The sequence below is a fragment of the Neoroseomonas soli genome (assembly GCF_018129065.1).
Lineage (GTDB): Bacteria > Pseudomonadota > Alphaproteobacteria > Acetobacterales > Acetobacteraceae > Neoroseomonas > Neoroseomonas soli.
The window spans coordinates 1-18,024 of sequence record NZ_JAAEDM010000024.1 but is presented as its reverse complement, the minus strand read 5'-3'; the positions used below and the strand labels follow the sequence as shown (position 1 = coordinate 18,024).

The window sequence follows — 18,024 nt, the reverse complement described above, 5'->3', positions numbered from 1 at the left end:
GCTTCCGCATGTCCGGGAAGAGCATACGCATTTCGCGCCGCCTGCTGGTCGCAACTGCGCTCGCCGCACCTGTGCTGCAAAGCCGCGTGGCCCGTGCCAGCGGAGAGGTCATCGTGCGCACGCCAGGCGGTGTCTACGACGACATCATGCGGCGCCACGTCTATGACCCCTTCACGCGTGAGACGGGCATCACCGTGCGCCCGGTGGCCGCGACCACAGCCAAGCTCTTCGCCATGTTCCGCGCAAACAATGTCGAGCTGGACCTGATCGATACCGGCAACGGGCAGCTCATCACGCTCGAGCGCATGGGTGCGCTGGCGCCGATCGCCTATGACAGCTGGCGTTGGAGCAAGCCGGAAGACATCACGCCGGAGCTGCGCAAGCGCACCCAGGTCGCGAACTTCGTGTATTGTACGGTCCTCGCCTACAACAAGGAAACCTTCGCCAACGGACATCCGAATTCCTGGGCTGAATTCTGGGATGCCGGGCGCTTCCCTGGCCCGCGGATGCTCGCGGACATGGCGGCAGGCTCGCCGAACCTTGAGTTCGCGCTGCTCGCGGACAGCGTGCCGAAAAACCAAATCTATCCAATCGACATCGATCGCGCATTGCGCTCGCTCTCGCGTATCCGCCCGCATATCCGGCGCTTCTGGGATACCGGCGCGCTCTCGGCACAGATGCTTTCCGACCGTGAGGTCGTGCTGGGTTCGATCTGGAACGGCCGGCTACAGACGCTGATCGATCGCAATGCGCCGCTTGCATATACCTGGAACGAGCACATGATCCAGGTGCAGGCGCTTGGCATCTTCAAGGACGCCGCGAATGTCGCGGGTGCGCAGCGCTTGATCGACTTCATGATGCAGCCGCACGTGCAGGCCGGCTACGCGAAGGAACTCATCTACGGCCCGACCAACGAAAAGGCCTTCTCCCTGCTCTCCCCCGAGGAGATCGCGCGCATGCCTGGCGGTGAGCGCTCCCGCCAGACGGGCTTTTATCAGGACGTGAGTTGGTGGGAGGATAATCGCGACCGGGTGAACCGCGCTTGGTCCCGCTGGGTCATGCGGTGAGCGACGGTTCTGTCGCCCTCGAGGGCGTGACCAAGCGCTACGGGTCGGAGACGGTTGTGGCGGGCATTTCGCTCGCCATTCCCGCCGGCGAATTCTTCACGCTGCTCGGGCCTTCGGGCAGCGGCAAGACGACGACGCTGTCGATGCTCGCTGGCTTTGTCATGGCCGACGAGGGTCGCGTGCTGATGGGTGGGCGCGACATGACGCGCGTGCCTCCGCGCGGCCGTGGCCTTGGTATGGTCTTCCAGAACTACGCGATCTTTCCGCATCTGACAGTGGCGGAAAACGTCGCCTTCCCACTGAGCGTGAAGGGAACGTCGAAATCGGAGATCGCCGCGCGAGTCGCCGAGGCACTCGCAATGGTCAAGCTCACCGGTTTCGAGACGCGCTACCAGCGCCAGCTTTCCGGCGGGCAGCAGCAGCGCGTTGCGCTGGCGCGGGCCATTGTCGCGCATCCGCGCGTGGTGCTGATGGACGAACCGCTGGGTGCCCTCGACAAGAACCTTCGCTACCACATGCAGGTAGAGATCAAGGACATCCAGCGACGCCTGGGGATGACGGTCATCTACGTCACGCACGACCAGGAGGAGGCGCTGACGATGTCCGACCGCATCGCCATCATGGAGCGCGGTCGCATCGCGCAGATGGGCCCGCCACGAGAGGTCTACGAGAAGCCGCAGTCCAGCTTCGTCGCGAGCTTCCTGGGCGAGGCGAACCTGCTGCGCGTGCGTCGCGACGGGCCCGCCGTACGCGGGCCCGGTGGGTCGGTGCTCGTCGCCGCAGAGGGCGGCCTGAGCGCTGCCGAGGGCCTCGCCTTCGTCCGACCCGAGAAGGTGCGAGTCGAATCCGGCAGAGCGGAGCCGGCGCCGAACCGCCTCACGGGGAAGGTGCTGCATGCCTCCTTCCTCGGCAACATCGTACGCTACGAGATTGACGCTGGGGATGGCGCGACCCTGCTTTGCGACGCAGCGAACGCTGCTGGGGTCGAACCGCATCGGCCCGGCGACATCGTAACGATGATCTGGCGGCCCGAAGACAGCCGCTTCCTGGCCGCCTGACCCATGCCGCTCGGACGCCTCCCCGCCTGGCTGCTGCTGGCGCCGGCCCTGCTTCTGCTGATCGGTGTATTTCTCGTCCCTATCGGGTGGTTTCTCGTCGCTTCCATTATGGAGCTCGGTACCCCGGCAGAGATCTGGGAGGAGGTGGACGCCGTACTGTTCTCCGGCGCGGTTGCCGGGGCGCTGATCAACACCAACTGGATCGGCCTCGTCGTCACGCTGCTGGTGCTGGTGATCGGCTATCCGGTCTCCTACGCGCTGTCGCGCGCCAAGGGGGTGGCCTTCACGCTGATCCTGCTCTGCATCGTGCTCCCCTACTTCACCAGTACCATCGTGCGGACCTATGCCTGGATGGTGCTGTTGGGGCGGAACGGGCTGATCAACCAGGTGCTGCTGGGCACGGGACTCATCAGCGAGCCGCTGAACCTCCTCTACAACCGCACGGGCGTCGTTATCGGCATGACCTATGTCCTGCTGCCCTACATGGTGTTGACGCTTTACGCGGCGATGAAGGCGGTGGACATGCGCTTGCTGCAGGCGGCAGAAGGGATGGGTGCGACGCCGCTGCAGGTCTTCCTGCGCGTCTTCGCGCCTCTCACGCTGCATGGCGTCATCGCCGGAGTGCTGATCACCTTCATCCTGGCAATCGGCTTCTTTGTCACGCCCGCGCTGATGGGCGGGCCCAGTGACATCATGATCGCCATGCTAATCGAGCGGGAGGTCGAGCTGACCCAGAACTGGCCGGCTGCAGCCATCATGACCGTCGTACTGCTGACGGTGACGCTGATCCTCTACGGCCTCTACAGCCGTTTCTCCGGGGCACTGGAAGGGGGGGCGAAGCCGTGATGGGGCCCGTCCTGCGCACCACGCTGGTCCGCGCCGTCGTGGTGCTGCTGTGCTTCGGCCTGCTGGCGCCGATCGTGATCGTCGCCATCGCATCCTTCAGTGGCGACGGTTACCTGAAGTTCCCGCCCGAGAGCTTCTCGACGCGGTGGTACGAGCGCTTCCTCGGCGACGCGCGCTGGCGGTCGGCCATCCTGAACTCGCTGATGATCGGGGTGATGACCTCGATCCTGTCGACCGTGATCGGCTTCCTGGCGGCCTATGCGATGATGCGTGGCGAGTTCCGCTTCAAGCGGCTGCTGCTGTCACTCTTGCTTACCCCCGTGATCGTGCCGCATGTGGTGACGGCCGTCGCCGTCTACTTCCTATCGGCGCGGTTTGGGCTCGTCGGGGTGCGACCCTGGATCGCGGTGGCGCATACGGTTGTGGCACTGCCGGTGGTGCTGGTCATCCTGCAGTCTGCGCTACGCACGGTCGACCCGGCGCTCGAGCGCGCGGCGATGGTCTGCGGCTGCACGAGGTTCGGCGTCTTCCGCCGCGTGGTGTTGCCAATCGCACTGCCGGGCGTTGTTTCAGCGACGCTCTTCTCCTTTCTGACTTCCTTTGATGAATTGGTGATCTCCATCTTCCTCGCGGGCATCCGATCGGAGACATTGCCGGTGCGGATCTGGAACAGCCTTCTGCTTGAGGTTGAGCCGACCATCGCCGCTGTGAGCACGCTGCTGATCGCGGTCACAGTTCTGATCCTTGGGCTCGATGCGCTGATCCGTCGCATTCGAGAGGGCGGATCAGCGTTGCCGTCCTCATAGCAAAGCCGCGAGTGCACCGAAGCCACTCCGCGCAGTTCGTACTTGGCCCGGGCACAGGCAGTCGACGCCCATCGTGCGCGTCGAGATCATCTCCGGCATCCATCGACGCCGGCGCTATACTGCTGAGGAAAAAGGTCCGGCTGGTTGAGCAGACCATGCAGCCCGGCATGGCGGTTTCCGTTGTCGCCCGGCTGAACGGCGTCTCCCCAGCCTGCTATTCTGGTGGAGGCGGCGCATGGCCGAGGGCGGACAGGAGGCGGTCAGGGCCGACGAGAAGGTCGTCCCGATCAGACGCGTGCGGGAACTCGAGAACCGCGTCCGCGAGCTCGGGCGCCTGCTCGGCTCCAAGGCCATGGAGTCCGAGATCCTGCGCGAGTCCCTCGAGCAGGCCGTCCAAAAGAAGCACGCCTCGCGCTTGCCCTCGCCGCCACCGTGACCTTCTGGCTTCATCACCAAGCCCCGAGCCTAGTTCAGGCTGCGATTGCTCGGATCGATGATTCCCAAAAGGGCGTGTGCCGTTTGGATCAATGCGGAAGATGTGTCCACGATTGCTTCGTCCCGCACATCGCGCTCGGCAATGCCGTGGGCATCGCGGGGCGAATGCACAGTCTCGTCCGCGACCTGCGTGATCATCGAGAGACAGACACTGATGATCTCTTCGGGCGTGCAGCCGAGCTCCTTCAGCGCCCGGACGAGCCCCTCGGGCAGTTCCGGCCGGTCCGACGTCGTATCCTCAATGTCGTTCATGTCTTCGTGTTCCTCGATAGGTCCAACACTTCGGGTGCCGTGGAATTCATCATCGGGGGCGACAGTCTCAGGTGCACGTCAGCGTCCGCCGCAGACGCCGCCACATCGCCTGCGACGCCTCAGCACCCGAGCGGTCGTAGACCTCGTTGACCATCCGGGCGCCCTTGTGTGTCAGCGCGGCAGCGGCCAGGCCGAGGTTGGTCGGCGCCACCGACATCAGTGTCGTCGCCAGCGTGTGACGTACGAGCTGCGGGCGCAGTTCAATCCCGGCATGGCGCCCGATCCTCTGGAAGATCCCGTACATGGCGCACGGGCTGAGCGGGTCGCCCCCTCGGTTGATCCAGAGCCTGTCCGTCCGGGTCTTGCCCCGAAGCAGGACCGGCCTGTATTGCGCGACATAGGTGCGCAGATGCGCCGCGAGATGGGACGGCATCAGGCTGCTGATCGGCTTGCCGGCCTTGGTCTCCTCCGCCGGAATGTCGATCCGGTACGTGTCGCCCACTTCGACCACGTGGCGGTGCGGACAAGATAATGCCTGTCGCACATCACTCGACCGCCGCAAGGCGGGCTCGGCCGTTGACGCCGACGAAGGGCTTCGTTCGTCCGCTGAGCCGTAAAGCGCAGTGCGGTTGGAGCATGTCGGAGATGGAGGCTCGCAGTCTCCATGCATGCGTTGCACGGCTCGTCCTGCCGGACTGCATCGCGCGGCGGCTTCGGTCGGAGAGCCACGTCTCGCGCAAAATTTCGCGGTGACGCGGTCCGGCTCATCTACCGCCCAGGAACGAATGGTCCTGAACGTCCGGGCCATCATCTTCGCGGGGCGAGCACCGCGTCTTCGATGACATCGCGGCCCTGCGCGGGCTACACCCACGGCATGATGATCGCGTGCGGGCTCGAGTGCTCCCGGCAGAAGCATCGCTGCGGTCCTGCAAGGATGCGGAGGATGCCGGTGTGCTAGGCGCCGATCTCATCGCTGAGCTCCGGCATCGCTATGCGGAACCGCACCGAACCGTCCACACCTGGGATCGCGTCGGCGACCTGCTCCGGATGGCCGAAGATGTCGTGAACGGGATAGCGAGCCGATCGGCATTCATCCTCGCAATCCTCTTCCACAAGGCCGTGTTCGATCCGCGGTCCACGGACTCACCGATGCGTAGCGCGGCGCTGATGCGCGAGCGCGCGGGGATGACCTTTCCCGCCGATACGCTGGATCGCGCAGAGGCACTGGTCCTGACGATGGCTCGCCAGGAAATCCCGGAAACGGACGATCCCTCCCTGCGTGGCGATGCGGCGCTGCTCCTGGACTTCGATCGCGCGGTCCTCGGCAGCGATGAGAGGCGCTTCGCCGACTACGAAGCTGCGCGGCGTCAGGAGTTCGCCCATCTGCCAACCGAAAGGTATCGCATCGCGCGCGCCGCGGCGCTGCAAATGCTGCTCTGGAAGGATCGCATCTTCCTGACCGATCGCTTCTACCTGGAGCGGGAGAAGCGTGCGCGCCGCAACATCGAAGGCGCGATCGCCCAATTGGAGGCCACGTAGTCCAACGGATCACGTGGCCTCCAATTGGGCGATCGCATCATTGACGCGACCCCGCGGGCGGAGCCGGTCCGCGCCCCTCCGGCATTCAACCTCCCGCCGATCGATCGCCGTCACGCGTTCGCCTGGCCGATGCTGCGGGAGCGCTTCGCGCCTCCTTGTTGAGATCCGCCTGGCACACGCGTTCCAGGACCGCGACGGGTGACGCACGTCCTCGTCAGCCCCGCGAAGAAGCCGCGTGCCACGCCCAGCCGGTCGCTTCCGCGGTCTGCGCCACCGCTACCCCCTCGGAGCGGCGGCGCACGGTGCGCACCGCGTCCTCCCTGGGCCTCTCACACGGCGATGACGGCCCTGCGGTCCTCGCTGGAGAAGAGTTCCGGCGGATTGCGGATCACGTGAAGAAACGGGCCGGCACACGTCGCACATATTGAGCCGAACTCGGGCGCCGCCCATCTCCGCACCGCATTCGCGAATGGGCTCCGAGCGGGCTCGTCCCTCCCCTCGATCTTGAGGATTTCCGAAGCGCAGCGCCAGTGCCACCGTTTCCCGATTGCGCGCGCCAGGCGGCCTCGGTAATTTTCATGATCTTTGTTTATCGTGCGGTTTCTACATGAGCGACGCTTTCATTCGAATGACGTCGGGCGGCGTCCCCTCGGAAGGATTCGTGCAGGTGACGGGACAATTCCCGCAGGTCGATCTCGTCAACGACGCCGGTCCGGCGCCGCCGCCCCGCTTCGTGCAGCTTCGGTTCATGGAGGACGAGGCGCCGGCGCGTAGCTACGTCAATGACAGCGTGGAGACCGAGGCGCACGACGTCATCCCGGCCAATGGCGCGCCGGAGGAATCCTTTCGCGACACCATCGCGCGCACGGCGTTCGACAATGTCGCCAAGTTCCAGGCCCGCTCCCCCGAGGACAGGATCGCCGGAGAAATGGACCTGCCGCACGCGAGGCCCCGGCGCCAGGTCTCGGCCGCGACGCCGGAATCGCGGGGGCGCGCGCCGTTCGGCGCGGTCGCGGTGGCCGCCGCCTGACGCGGGTGGCGCGTTCAGCGTTACCTCGACCGGTTTGTGGACGCCCAGGCAACCTGTGTCGTGAATGACCCGGTGCAATTGTCGCTGGCCGCGGCGCGCCTTGCGCGTCGCGAAGGCCGCTTCACCGACGCCGTTGCGCTGTTCGACGACGTGCTGGCCCGTGACGTCGGGAGCCTGGCCGCGCGGATCGAGCGCGCCGCCACCCTGTCTCAGGCGCGGCGCTTCGAGGAGGCTGCCGCTGCCATCGCTGCCGTCCTGGCCGATGTGCCCGATCATGCCGGGGCACAGATGGAGGCGGGCTTCATCGCGCGAGGCCAGGGCCGCCACGAGGACGAACTCCGTCATTTCGAGGCCGCGGCCGCCACCGGCACCGCCGAACCGTGGCGCGCGCTGATCCAGGTTTCGCAGGCAGCGCGGACACTCGGGCGGATCGCGCGCGCCCTCGAGGCCGCACAGGAGGCGACCGAACGCGCGCCGGCCTCGGCACCGGCCTGGATGGCTCGCGCGCTGGCGGCCCGCGCGGTCGGCGACATCCCCGCCGAGCATGCCGCGCTTCGCCGCGCTGCCGAGGCCGATCCCACCAATTCGGCCCCGGTGATGGAACTCGCGCAGGCCGCCGTCAGGGCCGGTGACGGCCACGAGGCACTCGCGCTGCTCGATGAAGCCGAGCGTCGATCCCCGCGCCCCCCGCTGCTGGATGTCGCCCGCGGTCACGCCGCGCTGGCGGCAGGCAAGGAGGAGGAGGCGCTCAGGTCCTTCCGCCTCGGGGCCCGGCGCAACCCGGCTGCGATCGGGGCGGCGACCGGGCTGATCCACTGCCTTCTGCGACGCCACGCATATGCCAACGCGACCGAGGCGTTGGCACGGGCCTGTGCCCGGTTCGGAGACGCCCCCGAATTGGTGGCGCAGCGGGCCGCGCTGCTTCAGGCCCAGGGAAGGCTCGCCGAGGCGCTGCACGCGCTGCGCGCGTCCTATATGGAGGCCCCGGACAACCGCTTCCCGCAATGGGAGGCCTGGTTCCACATCGAACGGCAGCTTGGCACCGCGGAGGATCAGGCCGCCTGCATCCGCGCGGCGCGTCCCGCCACGGCCCCCGAACACGCAGCCGTCGCGCGGGCGCAGGCCCTTGCGGCGGAGGCGCAGTTCGAATGGACGAAAGCCCGGCAGGCCTACGACAGGGCGCTCGCGCTGGTGCCGGAGGACAGCACGGCACTCGACGGCCTCGCACGCGTCGCGGCGCTGCACCTGCAGGCCGAGCACGCCCTGGCATGGCTTCGGCGTCAGGCGACGGCCGAAGCGAAGCAGCGCGCGCGGGAGAAGCGGTCGCTGAACCCGAGCCAGACGACCACCGGCCAGATCGCGCTGGAATTCCGGTTGGACCGGGACGGCAGCGCCGCCCTGCGTGACGTGCTGCCGCTGCCGCCCGCGATGCGCATCGCACCGTTGTTCGATGCGGTGCGCGCCCTCCCGCAGTCCACCGCGCTGGCGCTCTGGCTCCTCATCACGCTGCGGCAGGCCGGCCGGCTGGATGCCCCGCCGGACGTCCATGGCCTGCCGGCGATCCCGCGGCGGCTGCTCCTGCTCCGTCCCCGCAATTCGCCGGCGGGCGCGAGCGAGGGCTGGCAGGCGATGAATCCCGGGCTCGAGGTGATGGAAATGGATGTCCGCGCCGCTACGGAATACCTCGCGGACCGGCATGGCGAAGAAGGACGGCGCGCCTGGCAGCGGACGCCGGAAGGTGGGGTGCGCGCGAATCTCGTCCGCCTCGCCTGGCTCGCCCATGGCGGCGGCTGGTCGATCGCGGCGGGCGGAAAGCCCGTCACGCCACTGGATCGGATCGCTGCGCCGGGCGCCGGCTTCGTCGCCAGTCAGGAAGCCTGGGGCGCACCGGGCGAGACGCTGCTCGGCGCGGCGCCAGGGAATACCGTGGCGGCCAGGGCCGCCGAACTGGCCGTGTCGGCCCTCGCCCGCGGCGATCGGGAACACCCGTGGCTGCGCTGCGGGCCGGGGCTGCTCGCGCGCGCCGTCGCCGCCACGCTCGCCGCCACCCCGAAGGAGATCGCGCGTCTCCGCCTCGTGCCCGAAGGCGAGGTCAACCGCGTGGTCCATTGCGACAGGCTGAGGGAGCGGAGCGCCGACGACTTCTAGAACAGATCCCGATCAGTTGGACTCATCTGACCGGGCGAGGGTGCTCGCAAGAACAAGGCCCTGGCGCGGTCTTCGTGAGCCCAGGCGAACGGACGCCGCTCCAGGCAGGGCGCGGCCACCGGCCCCGCTGAACACGACGCCACCCAACATGGCGGGGCGAGATGACCGGACCTCGCAAAGCGCTGATCGCGCCACTTGTCGATGACTTTGAACGTCTAGTAACAGAAGACACCGGGATGATAAGAAATTCACCCCCACGAAAGAGAAGCGCCACGGCCAGTTGGCGCGCCTGGTGACTTTTTCTGAACACATCGGAGCGGATCGCATGCCAGCCCGGGATCTTGTCGGCATTGCCAAGAACCGTCCGATCCGCGGACCGAAAGCATGACTGCAGCGGCGTTGCGGACGACGCAGACCGTGTGCATGCCCATCGAGATCGCATCCGGATCACGATGGATCATCGATTTCTCCCGGGTGGCGCTGCGGAACCTTCAGAGCCTGAACCTTTTCCGCGGCGATGATGTCCTCCTGCATGTGATCTATCGCCCCGAGACCCGCTCCTTCGTCCTGAATGATTGCCTGGATGGGAACTGGGGATCGGAATGCACGGTCGCCGCGCCTCGGGACGGCGGCCTCTCGCATGTCGCCTTTGAACTGCGCTTCCTCGCGACCGGATTGTCGGTCGCGGTCCGCGGTGGCGGGAGACTGGTCATCGAGGACCGCTTCGTCCTCAGTGGCGAGGTGGAAGCCAGCATGCCGCGAACCATCGCGCTCGCCCAACCCCTCCGTGCGGAGGAGGACGAGGTGCTGCCTTACCCCGCCATCCCTCGCGACGGCCCGTCCGGCCCGGCGCGTGACGCGTGCCCCGAGGATCGGACAGCAGTGGCAGCCGCATCGCCGGCAGGAGCGACCGCGGCACTGGCTGCCGTACAGCGCCCTGCGATCGGAATGTCGCTGTCCGGCGTGCTCGACGAATGCGCATTCAGCCCGGCCGTCGGCGGCTGGCTCGTCACGGGCTGGATGCCGGCGGAACTGCCGATCGACGGTGGTGGCAGGCTGGCGGCCGAGGTGAAGCCGGCTGAGGCCGCGACGGGGGACGAGATCATCATCGTCCAGTACCCCCGCGATGACATCCGCGAGGTCGGCCACGCCTTTGTCCTGCTCGTCCCCTGCGACGCGACCGACGCGCCACCGGTTCCGCCGCGGCAGATCGACCTCATGGTCTCTCCCGGGGTCGCGGTGCGGCTCACCCGGTCCCCGGGCTTTGCGATGCGCGACGAGGCCGGCATGCAACGGCTGGTGCGGGACGTGCTCACGACGGCGAACCGCGGCGCCGTCGAGCCGCTGCGCGCCAGGATCGAGCGGGCGAACTTCACGGGCGAGGACAGCTTCGCGAAGCTTGGAGTCCCCGCGCATGTCGAAGTGGACGAGGTGATCCCTGTCCGTCCCGGCGCCGCCCTCTTGTTCGGCTGGTGCCTCGACCCGCTCGGACTTGTGGAGTCGATCAGGCTCTGCTGCGGCGCGGCGACCTCCGCGCCTCTCGAGGACGCCTGGTTCCGCACCAACCGCCAGGACATCGTGGACGCCTTCGCCCGGCAGTATGGGGTGGTCCCGCACGACAGCGGCTTCATCGCCTGGGCCGACGCGCAGGTCGCTTGCGACCGCAGGCTGTTCCTCGAGATCCGCCTCACCGACGGGCGCAGGGGGCTGAAGCCGCTGCCGCAGCCGACGCGACGGGGCAGCGCCGCGCTGCGCCGCGTGCTCGGCGCTGCCAGCCTTCCCGGCCATGACCTCGACCGCATCTTCGACCGTGTGCTGGGCGCGCCACTGGCCGAACTCAACCGGCAGCGCCTGGCGCTGCCGCCACAGCCGCGGGAAGACCGCTTCGGCACCCTGCCCGCGGCGCCGCGCGTCAGCCTCGTGATCCCGCTCTATGGTCGGCTCGACTTCATGCGCTGCCAGCTCGCCATCTTCAGCGCGCAGCGCATGGCGTCGGATGAGATCATCTATGTGCTCGACCAGCCGGAGCGGACGGCGGAACTCGTGGCCATGGCGCACTCCGCCTTCGGCAGCCTCGGCATGCCGTTCCGCGTGCTCCTCCTGGGCGACAACCGCGGCTTCGGGCCTGCCAGCAACGCGGGGCTTGCCGCGGCACGGGGCCGCTACGTGATGTTCCTCAACTCCGACGTCTTCCCCGAGGAAGCGGACTGGCTCGACCGCCTGGTGGCCGACCTGGAATGCGACGCTTCGACCGGCATCGTCGGTCCGCTGCTGCTGTTCGCGGATGGCACCGTCCAGCATGCCGGCATGGAGCTCGAACCGGTGCAGGAACTCTCGGGCTGGCTGTTCCCTCGCCATCCGCTGAAGGGGCGCGTGCCGCCCGCCGGCGGGCCGCGGCTGCGTCACTGGCCCGCGGTCACCGGTGCGGCGATGCTGATGCGGCGTGACCTGGCGCTGGAACTCGGCGGCTTCGACCCCGATTTCGCGGTCGGCGATTTCGAGGATGCGGATCTCTGCCTGCGCGCGGCAGCCCTCGGGCTCCGCTGCACGGTGGACATGTCGGTGCGTGCCCGCCACCTGGAACGGCAGTCGCAGAATGCGGGATCGGCGGATTGGCGGCACAACACCACGCTGCTGAACGCCTGGACCTTCAATCGGCGGCTGCACCCGCCGCGGCCCACGACAGCGCATGGCGGCTGAACGCATGAGTCGGACGGGGCCTTTTCCACGCGCAGCCCCCCCGGCGCATCCGGCGCCGGGGGGGCTGCGCGTGCTCGTCTTCTCCCACCTCCATCCGGCGGTGTCGCGCGGCGGGGCGGAGATCGCCGCCTACCAGATGTACCGCGCGCTGCGGGCGATGCCGGGGGTCACGGCCTGGTTCGCGGCGGGGGCGGGCGCGCGGCTCCAGCCGCCGCTCGGCACTCATGTCTTCCAGCCTTTCGGCGCGGATGAATTCGTGCTCGGCAATGCCGGCTACGACAGCTGGCTGCACAGCGCGCAGGCGCCGCGCTTCGGGGAGGAACTGCGCGCCCTCGTTGCCGAACTGCGCCCGGACGTCGTGCACTTCCACCACTATTCGGGCCTGGGCGTGGAGGCGATGCTGCAGGTGAAGCAGGCCGCGCCGGCCGCGCGCATCGTGATGACGCTGCATGAGTACCTGGCGATCTGCCACCACTTCGGCCAGATGGTGACGCGCCCGAACCTCGATCTATGCAGCCGGGAAACGCCGCGGGACTGCGCGCGCTGCTTCCCGGAGCGCAGCGAGAACGACTTCTTCCTGCGCAAGATGTACCTGCAGCGCTTCCTGCGCCTGGTGGACCACTTCATCGCACCGAGCCGGTTCCTCGCCGACCGCTACATCGCCTGGGGCCTGCCGGCGGAACGCTTCAGCGTGATCGAGAATGGACAGCCGGAGCACGGCGCGCCGCCGGTGCCGATGCCGCCGCCGAAGCCGCTGGTGGTGGGGTTCTTCGGGCAGCTTTCGATGCTGAAGGGCGTGGGGCTGCTGCTGGACGCGGCGGAGGAGCTGCGCCGCCGCCCGCCCCGCGGCGGAAGGCTGCGGATCGAGATCTGGGGCGATGCGTCCAACCAGCCGCCGGAGCTGCGTGCCGAGGTGGAGCGGCGGCTGCAGGAAAGCCGGACGGTGGTGGGGTTCAATGGTCCCTACGAGAACTCGGAGGCGATCCGGCTGATGCAGCGCTGTCACGCGGTGCTGGTGCCGAGCATCTGGTGGGAGAATTCGCCCATGGTGATCCAGGAGGCCTTCGCGGCGCGGCGGCCGGTGATCTGCTCGGACATCGGGGGCATGGCGGAGAAGGTGCGGGACGGGGTGGATGGCTTCCACTTCCGCGCGCGGAGTGCGGCGGCGCTGGCGGAGTTGCTGCGGGGCCTGGCGGAGGAGCCGGAGAGGGTCCTGGAGGTGCAGGAAAGGATGGCGGGGGTATCAGGGATCGGAGCGACGCTCCGGGAGGTCCTCGCAAAATATCAAGGGATAGCCCTGCGAACTCCTTGAGCAGGACCGCTGCTCGTTCGACGCCGAGCTGCACGCAGGTTCAGCACCATGCCGGGCACGCACTTCCTTGGCGCGCCCGGCGCCGGCCTCACCGGCCTGCTCAGGAGCAGGAGCAAGGGGGAGGTTTCCCTCCCCTCCCGTCTACTCGACCCGGGCCCCGGAAACCCGCACGGCCTCCTGCCACATCGGCTTCTCGCGGTCGGCGCGTGCGGTCATCTCCTCCGGCGTGCTCCAGACCGCCTGCGCGCCCACGCGCAGGAAGCGGTCCTTCAGCGACTGTTCCCCGACGACGCGCCGCAGCGCCCCGTTCAGCCGGTCGACCGCGGCACGCGGCGTGCCCGCGGGGAAGACGAAGCCCTGCCAGGACGAGACGACGAAGTTCGGCACGCCCGCCTCGGCCATGGTCGGGATGTCCGGCATGGTCGGCCAGCGCTCGGCCGAGGTGATCGCCAGCGCCCGCATCCGCCCTTCCTGGATCACCGGCACGTAGGAAGCGAGGTTGTCCAGCGCGAAGTCGAGGTCGCCCGACAGCATCGCCGGGATGGTCTGCGCCGCGCCGCGGAAGGGCACATGCGTCCCTTCCACCCCGACGCGCGAGGCGAACAGCGCCCCGGAGAGATGCGGCGTCGTGCCCACGCCCGGCGAGCCGTAGGTGAAGCCACCGCGCTTCGCCTTCCCCCAGGCGATGAACTCCTGCAGCGTGCGGGACGGGTTGTGCTGGCTCGCCACGACGGCGACGTTCGGCAGGTCCCACGCCACGCCGACCGGCAACAGGTCCTTCGCCGGGTCGTAGGGCAGGCGCGCGTACAGATATGGGTTGATCGACAGGTGGCCGATCGAGGCGATGCCTATGGTGTAGCCGTCCGGCGTCGCCTTCGCGACCGCGTCCAGGCCGATGTTGCCACCCGCGCCGGCGCGGTTCTCGACCACGAGTGTCTGGCCAAGGATGGGCTGCAGCATCTCGCAGTAGATGCGCACCAGCACGTCGGTGGAACCGCCTGGCGGCCAGGGCACGATGACACGCACGGTGCGGGTCGGCCATCCGCCCTGGGCATGGACGGCTGGCGCGGCGAGCAGGCCGGCGCCGGCAGCAAGAAGGGTGCGGCGGGTGGTCATGGCGTTGTTTCTCCCGGTGTGGCGTTCCTTCCGGGATAACGCGCCCGGCGCCCCAAGACCAGTCGCGGCGGCCCGGCATGCGGGCCGCCGGCGCGCCTCAGCGGTCGCGCTTCGCCTGGGCGTTCTTCACGAACTGCGAGACGCGGCCGATCTCGCGCGGGTCGGTCCGCACGATGCGCTTGCGGCTCGGCTTGGCGTGCATGCCGAGCGAGGCGCTGTCGCCCCCGGTCGGATGGTGCGCCTTCGCCGCGTTCTTGCGCGCCAGCGCCCCGTGCAGTGCCGCGGCGTGCCAGGCGCGCCGCGCCTGCCCGTGCAGGGTGTCGAGCCGGGCATTCACCCGCTTCAGCGCAGCGGCATAGACCTGCTTGCGGCGCATCATCGCGGCATCGGACGGCGCGGCGGCGCGGGGTTCCGCCTTGCCGCGGCGGGCGCGGCGATTGGCGTGGGCCATGCCGCGCAGGCGGTTGCGCTGCTCGCGCAGCGACCGGGCCAGCGCCAGCGCCTCCGTCGCGTCGAGGGCAGTGAGGGCAGGGTAGTGGCTCTGCGCCACGACGGCGAAGTCGTCCCCCAGCAGGCGGCGTTCGGCGGCGATGTTGGTGGCCATGCGCGTCTCCTCGGTCCTGGGCCGGCCTGATCCGAGGCCGGCACGATGCACCCGCGGAACACTACCACGCCGACGCCGCGCGAACCCGCCTGGCCGATGGCCCTCGCGTCCCGCCACTTGGCCTCGCAGCCCGCCCGGCCTGCGACAGGATGGCCGTGTCACCCTGATGCTCGCAGGCCTGTTCCGCGGCGTGCCGATGATCGTCCAGTTCGAGATGGGCACGACTGCGGCGCGCCAACCGCGGGATCTGGCGGCGGCGGGGCGGTTCGTCGCCGCCGTCGCGGTGCTCCCGCCCATCCTGGGGGGTCCGGTGGGCGTGGCGTCCGGGCACGCGATCGGGTTGTCGCAGGGCGGCGCCTTCCTGCCGGGGGCGATCTGCGCCAGCGCCACCGGCATCGACGCGCCGGCGGCCTGCCGCGCGACGCTGCCGGAGGCGAGCCCGCGCACAGGCTTCACCGCCTCGCCCGGCGTGACCTTCCCCTTCAACCTGCTGTTCGGGCTGCCTCCGTACCGGAAGGTGCCGGAATGGCTCTACGCCTGATCGCGCAGCACGCCGGCCAAGGTCACCAGCATCGAGGCGGTGGCGCCCCAGATGTAGTGGCGCTCATGCGGCCAAACCCAGAATTCCCGCATGCGGCCGCGGAACTCCTGCCGCCGCCGTTCCGGCGCCGCGGGGTCGAGCAGGCTGGAGAGCGGATACTCGAAGGGCTCCTCGACCTCGCCGGGGTCGTGGCGGAGGTCGAAGGGCGGGCGCAGCAGCGCCACGACCGGCGTCACCAGGTATCCGGTGCCGGTCAGCAACGTCGGCAGCCGGCCGAGCACCTGCGGCAGGGCGCGGGCAAGGCCGACCTCCTCCTCCGCCTCGCGCAGCGCGGCTTCCTCGGGCGTCTCGCCCGCCTCCATCCGGCCGCCGGGGAAGGAAACCTGGCCCGCGTGGGAATTCAGCCGCGCGGAGCGCAGCGTCAGCAGCACGGTGGGCTGGGGGCGCACCACCAGCGGCACCAGCACCGCCGCCGGAACCGTCCGCCCGCCGGCGCGCGCCGCGCGGTCGAGGTCATCCTCCGGCGATGCGCGATCACGGGGAATCCTCGCCGGATCCGCGAGCCGCGCGCGCAGCGCCTGCGCGTCGAGGTGCAGCGAAGTCGGTGCCGTGCTGCCTGGCTGCATCCGCGTCACGCCTCCGGCCGCCCGGGCCCGCCTGGGGTCGGATGCTTGCTCAATCCGCCGCCATGTCCAGCGCCGGGGACTCGTCGATGGGGAAGAAGACCCCCTCGCTCCAGACACCCAGCACCTCGCGCCCGTCGATCGTCTCGGGCTGCGCCAGCGCCACCAGCTCGTAGAAGACCGCGCGGCTGATCCGCGCCTCGAGGCCCGGGCGCACCTGGATATAGGGCCGCGGCTCCCGGGTATGGGGGCAGAGCTGCACGCGGATCGGGTGCGCGGCATTCGCCGTCACCAGCTCGTCGAGGTTGGTGCGGAAGGTCAGGCATTGCTGGGGGTGGCCGCAGCCGCAGTCGCAGTCGCGCCAGAACAGCTCGATCGCCATGAAGGGGGCGTCCTCGACCTCGATCCGGCCACGTTCCGCCGGCGTCTCGAGCCAATAGGACCCGTCCTCGCCCCGCCGCAGCACCGAGGCGAAGAGGCAGACCAGCGGCTTCCGCTGGATCGGGCTGCCCCGGTAGTACCAGGTGCCGTCACGGCCGATGCGGATGGCATAGTCGCCGCATTCCATCTTCGCGCGCGCCAGCACGGCGCCCGCGGCGGGCATCGCGCAGCCAGTCTTTTCCATGCCGTGGAGCGTCATGCCCATCGTCGCCCTTGCACTCAGCGTGGCCGATGCGAACCTACTCGTATGTGGTGGCACCGGCCCGCGCGCCTCCGCCCCGTCATATAGGGAGCCCAGCCCGGATGAGTGAAGTGGCCGAGCCACAGGATCCCGCCGCCCTCGTCGCGGAGGTGGAGGCGCTCGGCACGCGCCTCGCCCGCGTGCGGGAGGCGGTGGGCCGCGTCATCTTCGGCCAGGACCTGGTCGTCGAGCGGGTGCTGATCACGCTGCTCTCGGGCGGCCATGTGCTGCTGGTGGGCGTTCCGGGCCTCGGCAAGACCAAGCTGGTGGACACGCTCGGCACCGTGCTCGGCCTCGATGCCCGCCGCGTCCAGTTCACCCCGGACCTGATGCCTGCCGACATCCTGGGTTCCGAGGTGCTGGAGGAGGACGCCCACGGCAAGCGCGCCTTCCGCTTCCTCAAGGGCCCGGTTTTCTGCCAGTTGCTGATGGCGGACGAGATCAACCGCGCCTCCCCCCGCACCCAGTCCGCGCTGCTCCAGGCCATGCAGGAACATCGCGTCGCCATCGGCGGGGAGATCCACACCCTGCCCGTGCCCTTCCACGTCCTCGCCACCCAGAATCCGATCGAGCAGGAAGGCACCTACCCGCTCCCCGAAGCCCAGCTCGACCGCTTCCTGCTGGAAATCGAGGTCGGCTACCCGGACGAGGACGCCGAGCGCGCCATGCTGCTGGCCACCACCGGCGCGCGCGAGGCCCGGCCCGCCCAGGCCATGACGGCAGCGGAACTGATCGCCGCCCAGGCCCTGATCCGCCGCATCCCGGTCGGCGAACAGGTGCTCGAGGCGATCCTGCGCCTGGTGCGCGGGGCACGACCGGAAACCACCATGCTCGAGGCCGTGCGCCAGAACCTCGCCTGGGGGCCCGGCCCCCGCGCGGCCCAGGCACTGATGCTCGCCACCCGCGCCCGCGCCCTGCTGGACGGGCGGCTCGCGCCCAGCGTGGACGACGTGATCGCCCTCGCCGAACCCGTGCTGCGGCACCGCATGGCCCTGACCTTCGCGGCCCGGGCGGACGGGGTGCGGCTGTCGGAGGTGATCGACACGCTGAAGGAGAGCGTGGGGTAGCGTGACGATGCGCGCAGCCTTGGAGAGGGGCGCCGCCCCTCTCCAAACCTCACCCCGCCAAAGGCCGAAAGGCCTTTGGGAACCAATTTTCATCGGGGTGGCGGGGGAGGGGGCATGTCGCGCCCGCGATGGCGCGAG

At 69.2% G+C, this 18,024-nt stretch carries 17 protein-coding genes and 1 pseudogene; 12 read left to right on the top strand and 6 right to left on the bottom strand.

What is annotated here, in order from left to right:
* Positions 1–8 precede the first annotated feature (8 nt).
* The 5 genes and pseudogenes from GXW76_RS11045 to GXW76_RS25690 form a co-directional block, all read left to right on the top strand.
* The gene (locus GXW76_RS11045) at positions 9–1,067 is read left to right on the top strand and encodes an ABC transporter substrate-binding protein (protein ID WP_211862078.1); all 1,059 of its coding nucleotides are present in this window, start codon (positions 9–11) and stop codon (positions 1,065–1,067) included.
* Entirely contained in the window at positions 1,064–2,125 is a 1,062-nt protein-coding gene (locus tag GXW76_RS11040; protein ID WP_211862077.1) for an ABC transporter ATP-binding protein, read from the top strand. Before GXW76_RS11045 ends, GXW76_RS11040 begins: the two co-directional genes overlap by 4 nt.
* Positions 2,126–2,128: 3 nt before the next feature.
* Positions 2,129–2,971, top strand: a complete 843-nt coding sequence (locus tag GXW76_RS11035; protein ID WP_211862076.1) for an ABC transporter permease — start codon at positions 2,129–2,131, stop codon at positions 2,969–2,971.
* The gene (locus GXW76_RS11030) at positions 2,971–3,777 is read left to right on the top strand and encodes an ABC transporter permease (RefSeq protein WP_211862075.1); all 807 of its coding nucleotides are present in this window, start codon (positions 2,971–2,973) and stop codon (positions 3,775–3,777) included. The genes GXW76_RS11035 and GXW76_RS11030 overlap by 1 nt, the downstream gene beginning before the upstream one ends.
* Positions 3,778–3,847: 70 nt before the next feature.
* Positions 3,848–4,180, top strand: a pseudogene (locus GXW76_RS25690) (transposase); the annotation flags it as partial.
* A gap of 62 nt (positions 4,181–4,242) precedes the next feature.
* On the opposite strand, the gene GXW76_RS11020 reads toward GXW76_RS25690, so the two are convergent.
* Entirely contained in the window at positions 4,243–4,524 is a 282-nt protein-coding gene (locus tag GXW76_RS11020) for a hypothetical protein (protein WP_211862073.1), read from the bottom strand.
* Positions 4,525–4,591: 67 nt separating this feature from the next.
* On the bottom strand, positions 4,592–5,035 hold the full coding sequence (locus tag GXW76_RS25985; RefSeq protein ID WP_211862072.1) for a tyrosine-type recombinase/integrase: 444 nt from the start codon (positions 5,033–5,035) through the stop codon (positions 4,592–4,594).
* A gap of 386 nt (positions 5,036–5,421) precedes the next feature.
* On the opposite strand from GXW76_RS25985, the gene GXW76_RS11010 reads away from it, so the two are divergent.
* The 5 genes from GXW76_RS11010 to GXW76_RS10990 all read left to right on the top strand — a co-directional run bounded on the left by GXW76_RS11010 (position 5,422) and on the right by GXW76_RS10990 (position 13,253).
* Positions 5,422–6,063, top strand: a complete 642-nt coding sequence (locus GXW76_RS11010) for an HD domain-containing protein (protein WP_211862071.1) — start codon at positions 5,422–5,424, stop codon at positions 6,061–6,063.
* A 667-nt stretch (positions 6,064–6,730) separates the two neighbouring features.
* On the top strand, positions 6,731–7,093 hold the full coding sequence (locus tag GXW76_RS11005; RefSeq protein ID WP_211862070.1) for a hypothetical protein: 363 nt from the start codon (positions 6,731–6,733) through the stop codon (positions 7,091–7,093).
* 60 nt (positions 7,094–7,153) lie between these two features.
* The gene (locus GXW76_RS11000; protein WP_211862069.1) at positions 7,154–9,241 is read left to right on the top strand and encodes a tetratricopeptide repeat protein; all 2,088 of its coding nucleotides are present in this window, start codon (positions 7,154–7,156) and stop codon (positions 9,239–9,241) included.
* A gap of 423 nt (positions 9,242–9,664) precedes the next feature.
* Positions 9,665–11,941, top strand: coding sequence for a glycosyltransferase (locus tag GXW76_RS10995; protein WP_211862068.1), 2,277 nt, complete (start codon positions 9,665–9,667; stop codon positions 11,939–11,941).
* A gap of 70 nt (positions 11,942–12,011) precedes the next feature.
* Positions 12,012–13,253, top strand: a complete 1,242-nt coding sequence (locus tag GXW76_RS10990; protein ID WP_211862067.1) for a glycosyltransferase — start codon at positions 12,012–12,014, stop codon at positions 13,251–13,253.
* A gap of 141 nt (positions 13,254–13,394) precedes the next feature.
* Here the strand turns inward: GXW76_RS10990 and GXW76_RS10985 are convergent, their stop codons facing one another.
* Entirely contained in the window at positions 13,395–14,369 is a 975-nt protein-coding gene (locus GXW76_RS10985; RefSeq protein ID WP_211862066.1) for a Bug family tripartite tricarboxylate transporter substrate binding protein, read from the bottom strand.
* 97 nt (positions 14,370–14,466) lie between these two features.
* Complete coding sequence (locus tag GXW76_RS10980; RefSeq protein WP_211862065.1) at positions 14,467–14,973, bottom strand: hypothetical protein; 507 nt, start codon at positions 14,971–14,973, stop codon at positions 14,467–14,469.
* A gap of 166 nt (positions 14,974–15,139) precedes the next feature.
* Between GXW76_RS10980 and GXW76_RS10975 the strand changes: the two genes are divergently transcribed.
* Entirely contained in the window at positions 15,140–15,514 is a 375-nt protein-coding gene (locus GXW76_RS10975) for a sodium-dependent bicarbonate transport family permease (protein ID WP_211862064.1), read from the top strand.
* Here the strand turns inward: GXW76_RS10975 and GXW76_RS10970 are convergent.
* Positions 15,505–16,140 (bottom strand): CoA pyrophosphatase, encoded by a 636-nt coding sequence (locus tag GXW76_RS10970; protein ID WP_211862063.1) that lies wholly within the window; start codon positions 16,138–16,140, stop codon positions 15,505–15,507. The two genes, GXW76_RS10975 and GXW76_RS10970, sit on opposite strands and share 10 nt — an antisense overlap.
* Positions 16,141–16,189: 49 nt before the next feature.
* Positions 16,190–16,777, bottom strand: a complete 588-nt coding sequence (locus tag GXW76_RS10965) for a DUF1285 domain-containing protein (RefSeq protein ID WP_246514113.1) — start codon at positions 16,775–16,777, stop codon at positions 16,190–16,192.
* Positions 16,778–16,881: 104 nt separating this feature from the next.
* Here GXW76_RS10965 and GXW76_RS10960 point away from each other — a divergent pair, with 104 nt between their 5' ends.
* Complete coding sequence (locus tag GXW76_RS10960) at positions 16,882–17,886, top strand: AAA family ATPase (RefSeq protein WP_211862061.1); 1,005 nt, start codon at positions 16,882–16,884, stop codon at positions 17,884–17,886.
* The last annotated feature ends 138 nt before the right edge of the window (positions 17,887–18,024 follow it).

Bases quoted from the DNA above. Each gene is read 5' to 3' on its own strand.
- GXW76_RS10985 (WP_211862066.1), bottom strand. From the start codon at position 14,369: ATGACCACCCGCCGCACCCTTCTTGCTGCCGGCGCCGGCCTGCTCGCC.
- GXW76_RS10975 (WP_211862064.1), top strand. From the start codon at position 15,140: ATGCTCGCAGGCCTGTTCCGCGGCGTGCCGATGATCGTCCAGTTCGAG.
- GXW76_RS11035 (WP_211862076.1), top strand. From the start codon at position 2,129: ATGCCGCTCGGACGCCTCCCCGCCTGGCTGCTGCTGGCGCCGGCCCTG.
- GXW76_RS10970 (WP_211862063.1), bottom strand. From the start codon at position 16,140: ATGCAGCCAGGCAGCACGGCACCGACTTCGCTGCACCTCGACGCGCAG.
- GXW76_RS10980 (WP_211862065.1), bottom strand. From the start codon at position 14,973: ATGGCCACCAACATCGCCGCCGAACGCCGCCTGCTGGGGGACGACTTC.
- GXW76_RS10960 (WP_211862061.1), top strand. From the start codon at position 16,882: ATGAGTGAAGTGGCCGAGCCACAGGATCCCGCCGCCCTCGTCGCGGAG.
- GXW76_RS10965 (WP_246514113.1), bottom strand. From the start codon at position 16,777: ATGACGCTCCACGGCATGGAAAAGACTGGCTGCGCGATGCCCGCCGCG.
- GXW76_RS10995 (WP_211862068.1), top strand. From the start codon at position 9,665: ATGCCCATCGAGATCGCATCCGGATCACGATGGATCATCGATTTCTCC.
- GXW76_RS11045 (WP_211862078.1), top strand. From the start codon at position 9: ATGTCCGGGAAGAGCATACGCATTTCGCGCCGCCTGCTGGTCGCAACT.
- GXW76_RS11030 (WP_211862075.1), top strand. From the start codon at position 2,971: ATGGGGCCCGTCCTGCGCACCACGCTGGTCCGCGCCGTCGTGGTGCTG.
- GXW76_RS11020 (WP_211862073.1), bottom strand. From the start codon at position 4,524: ATGAACGACATTGAGGATACGACGTCGGACCGGCCGGAACTGCCCGAG.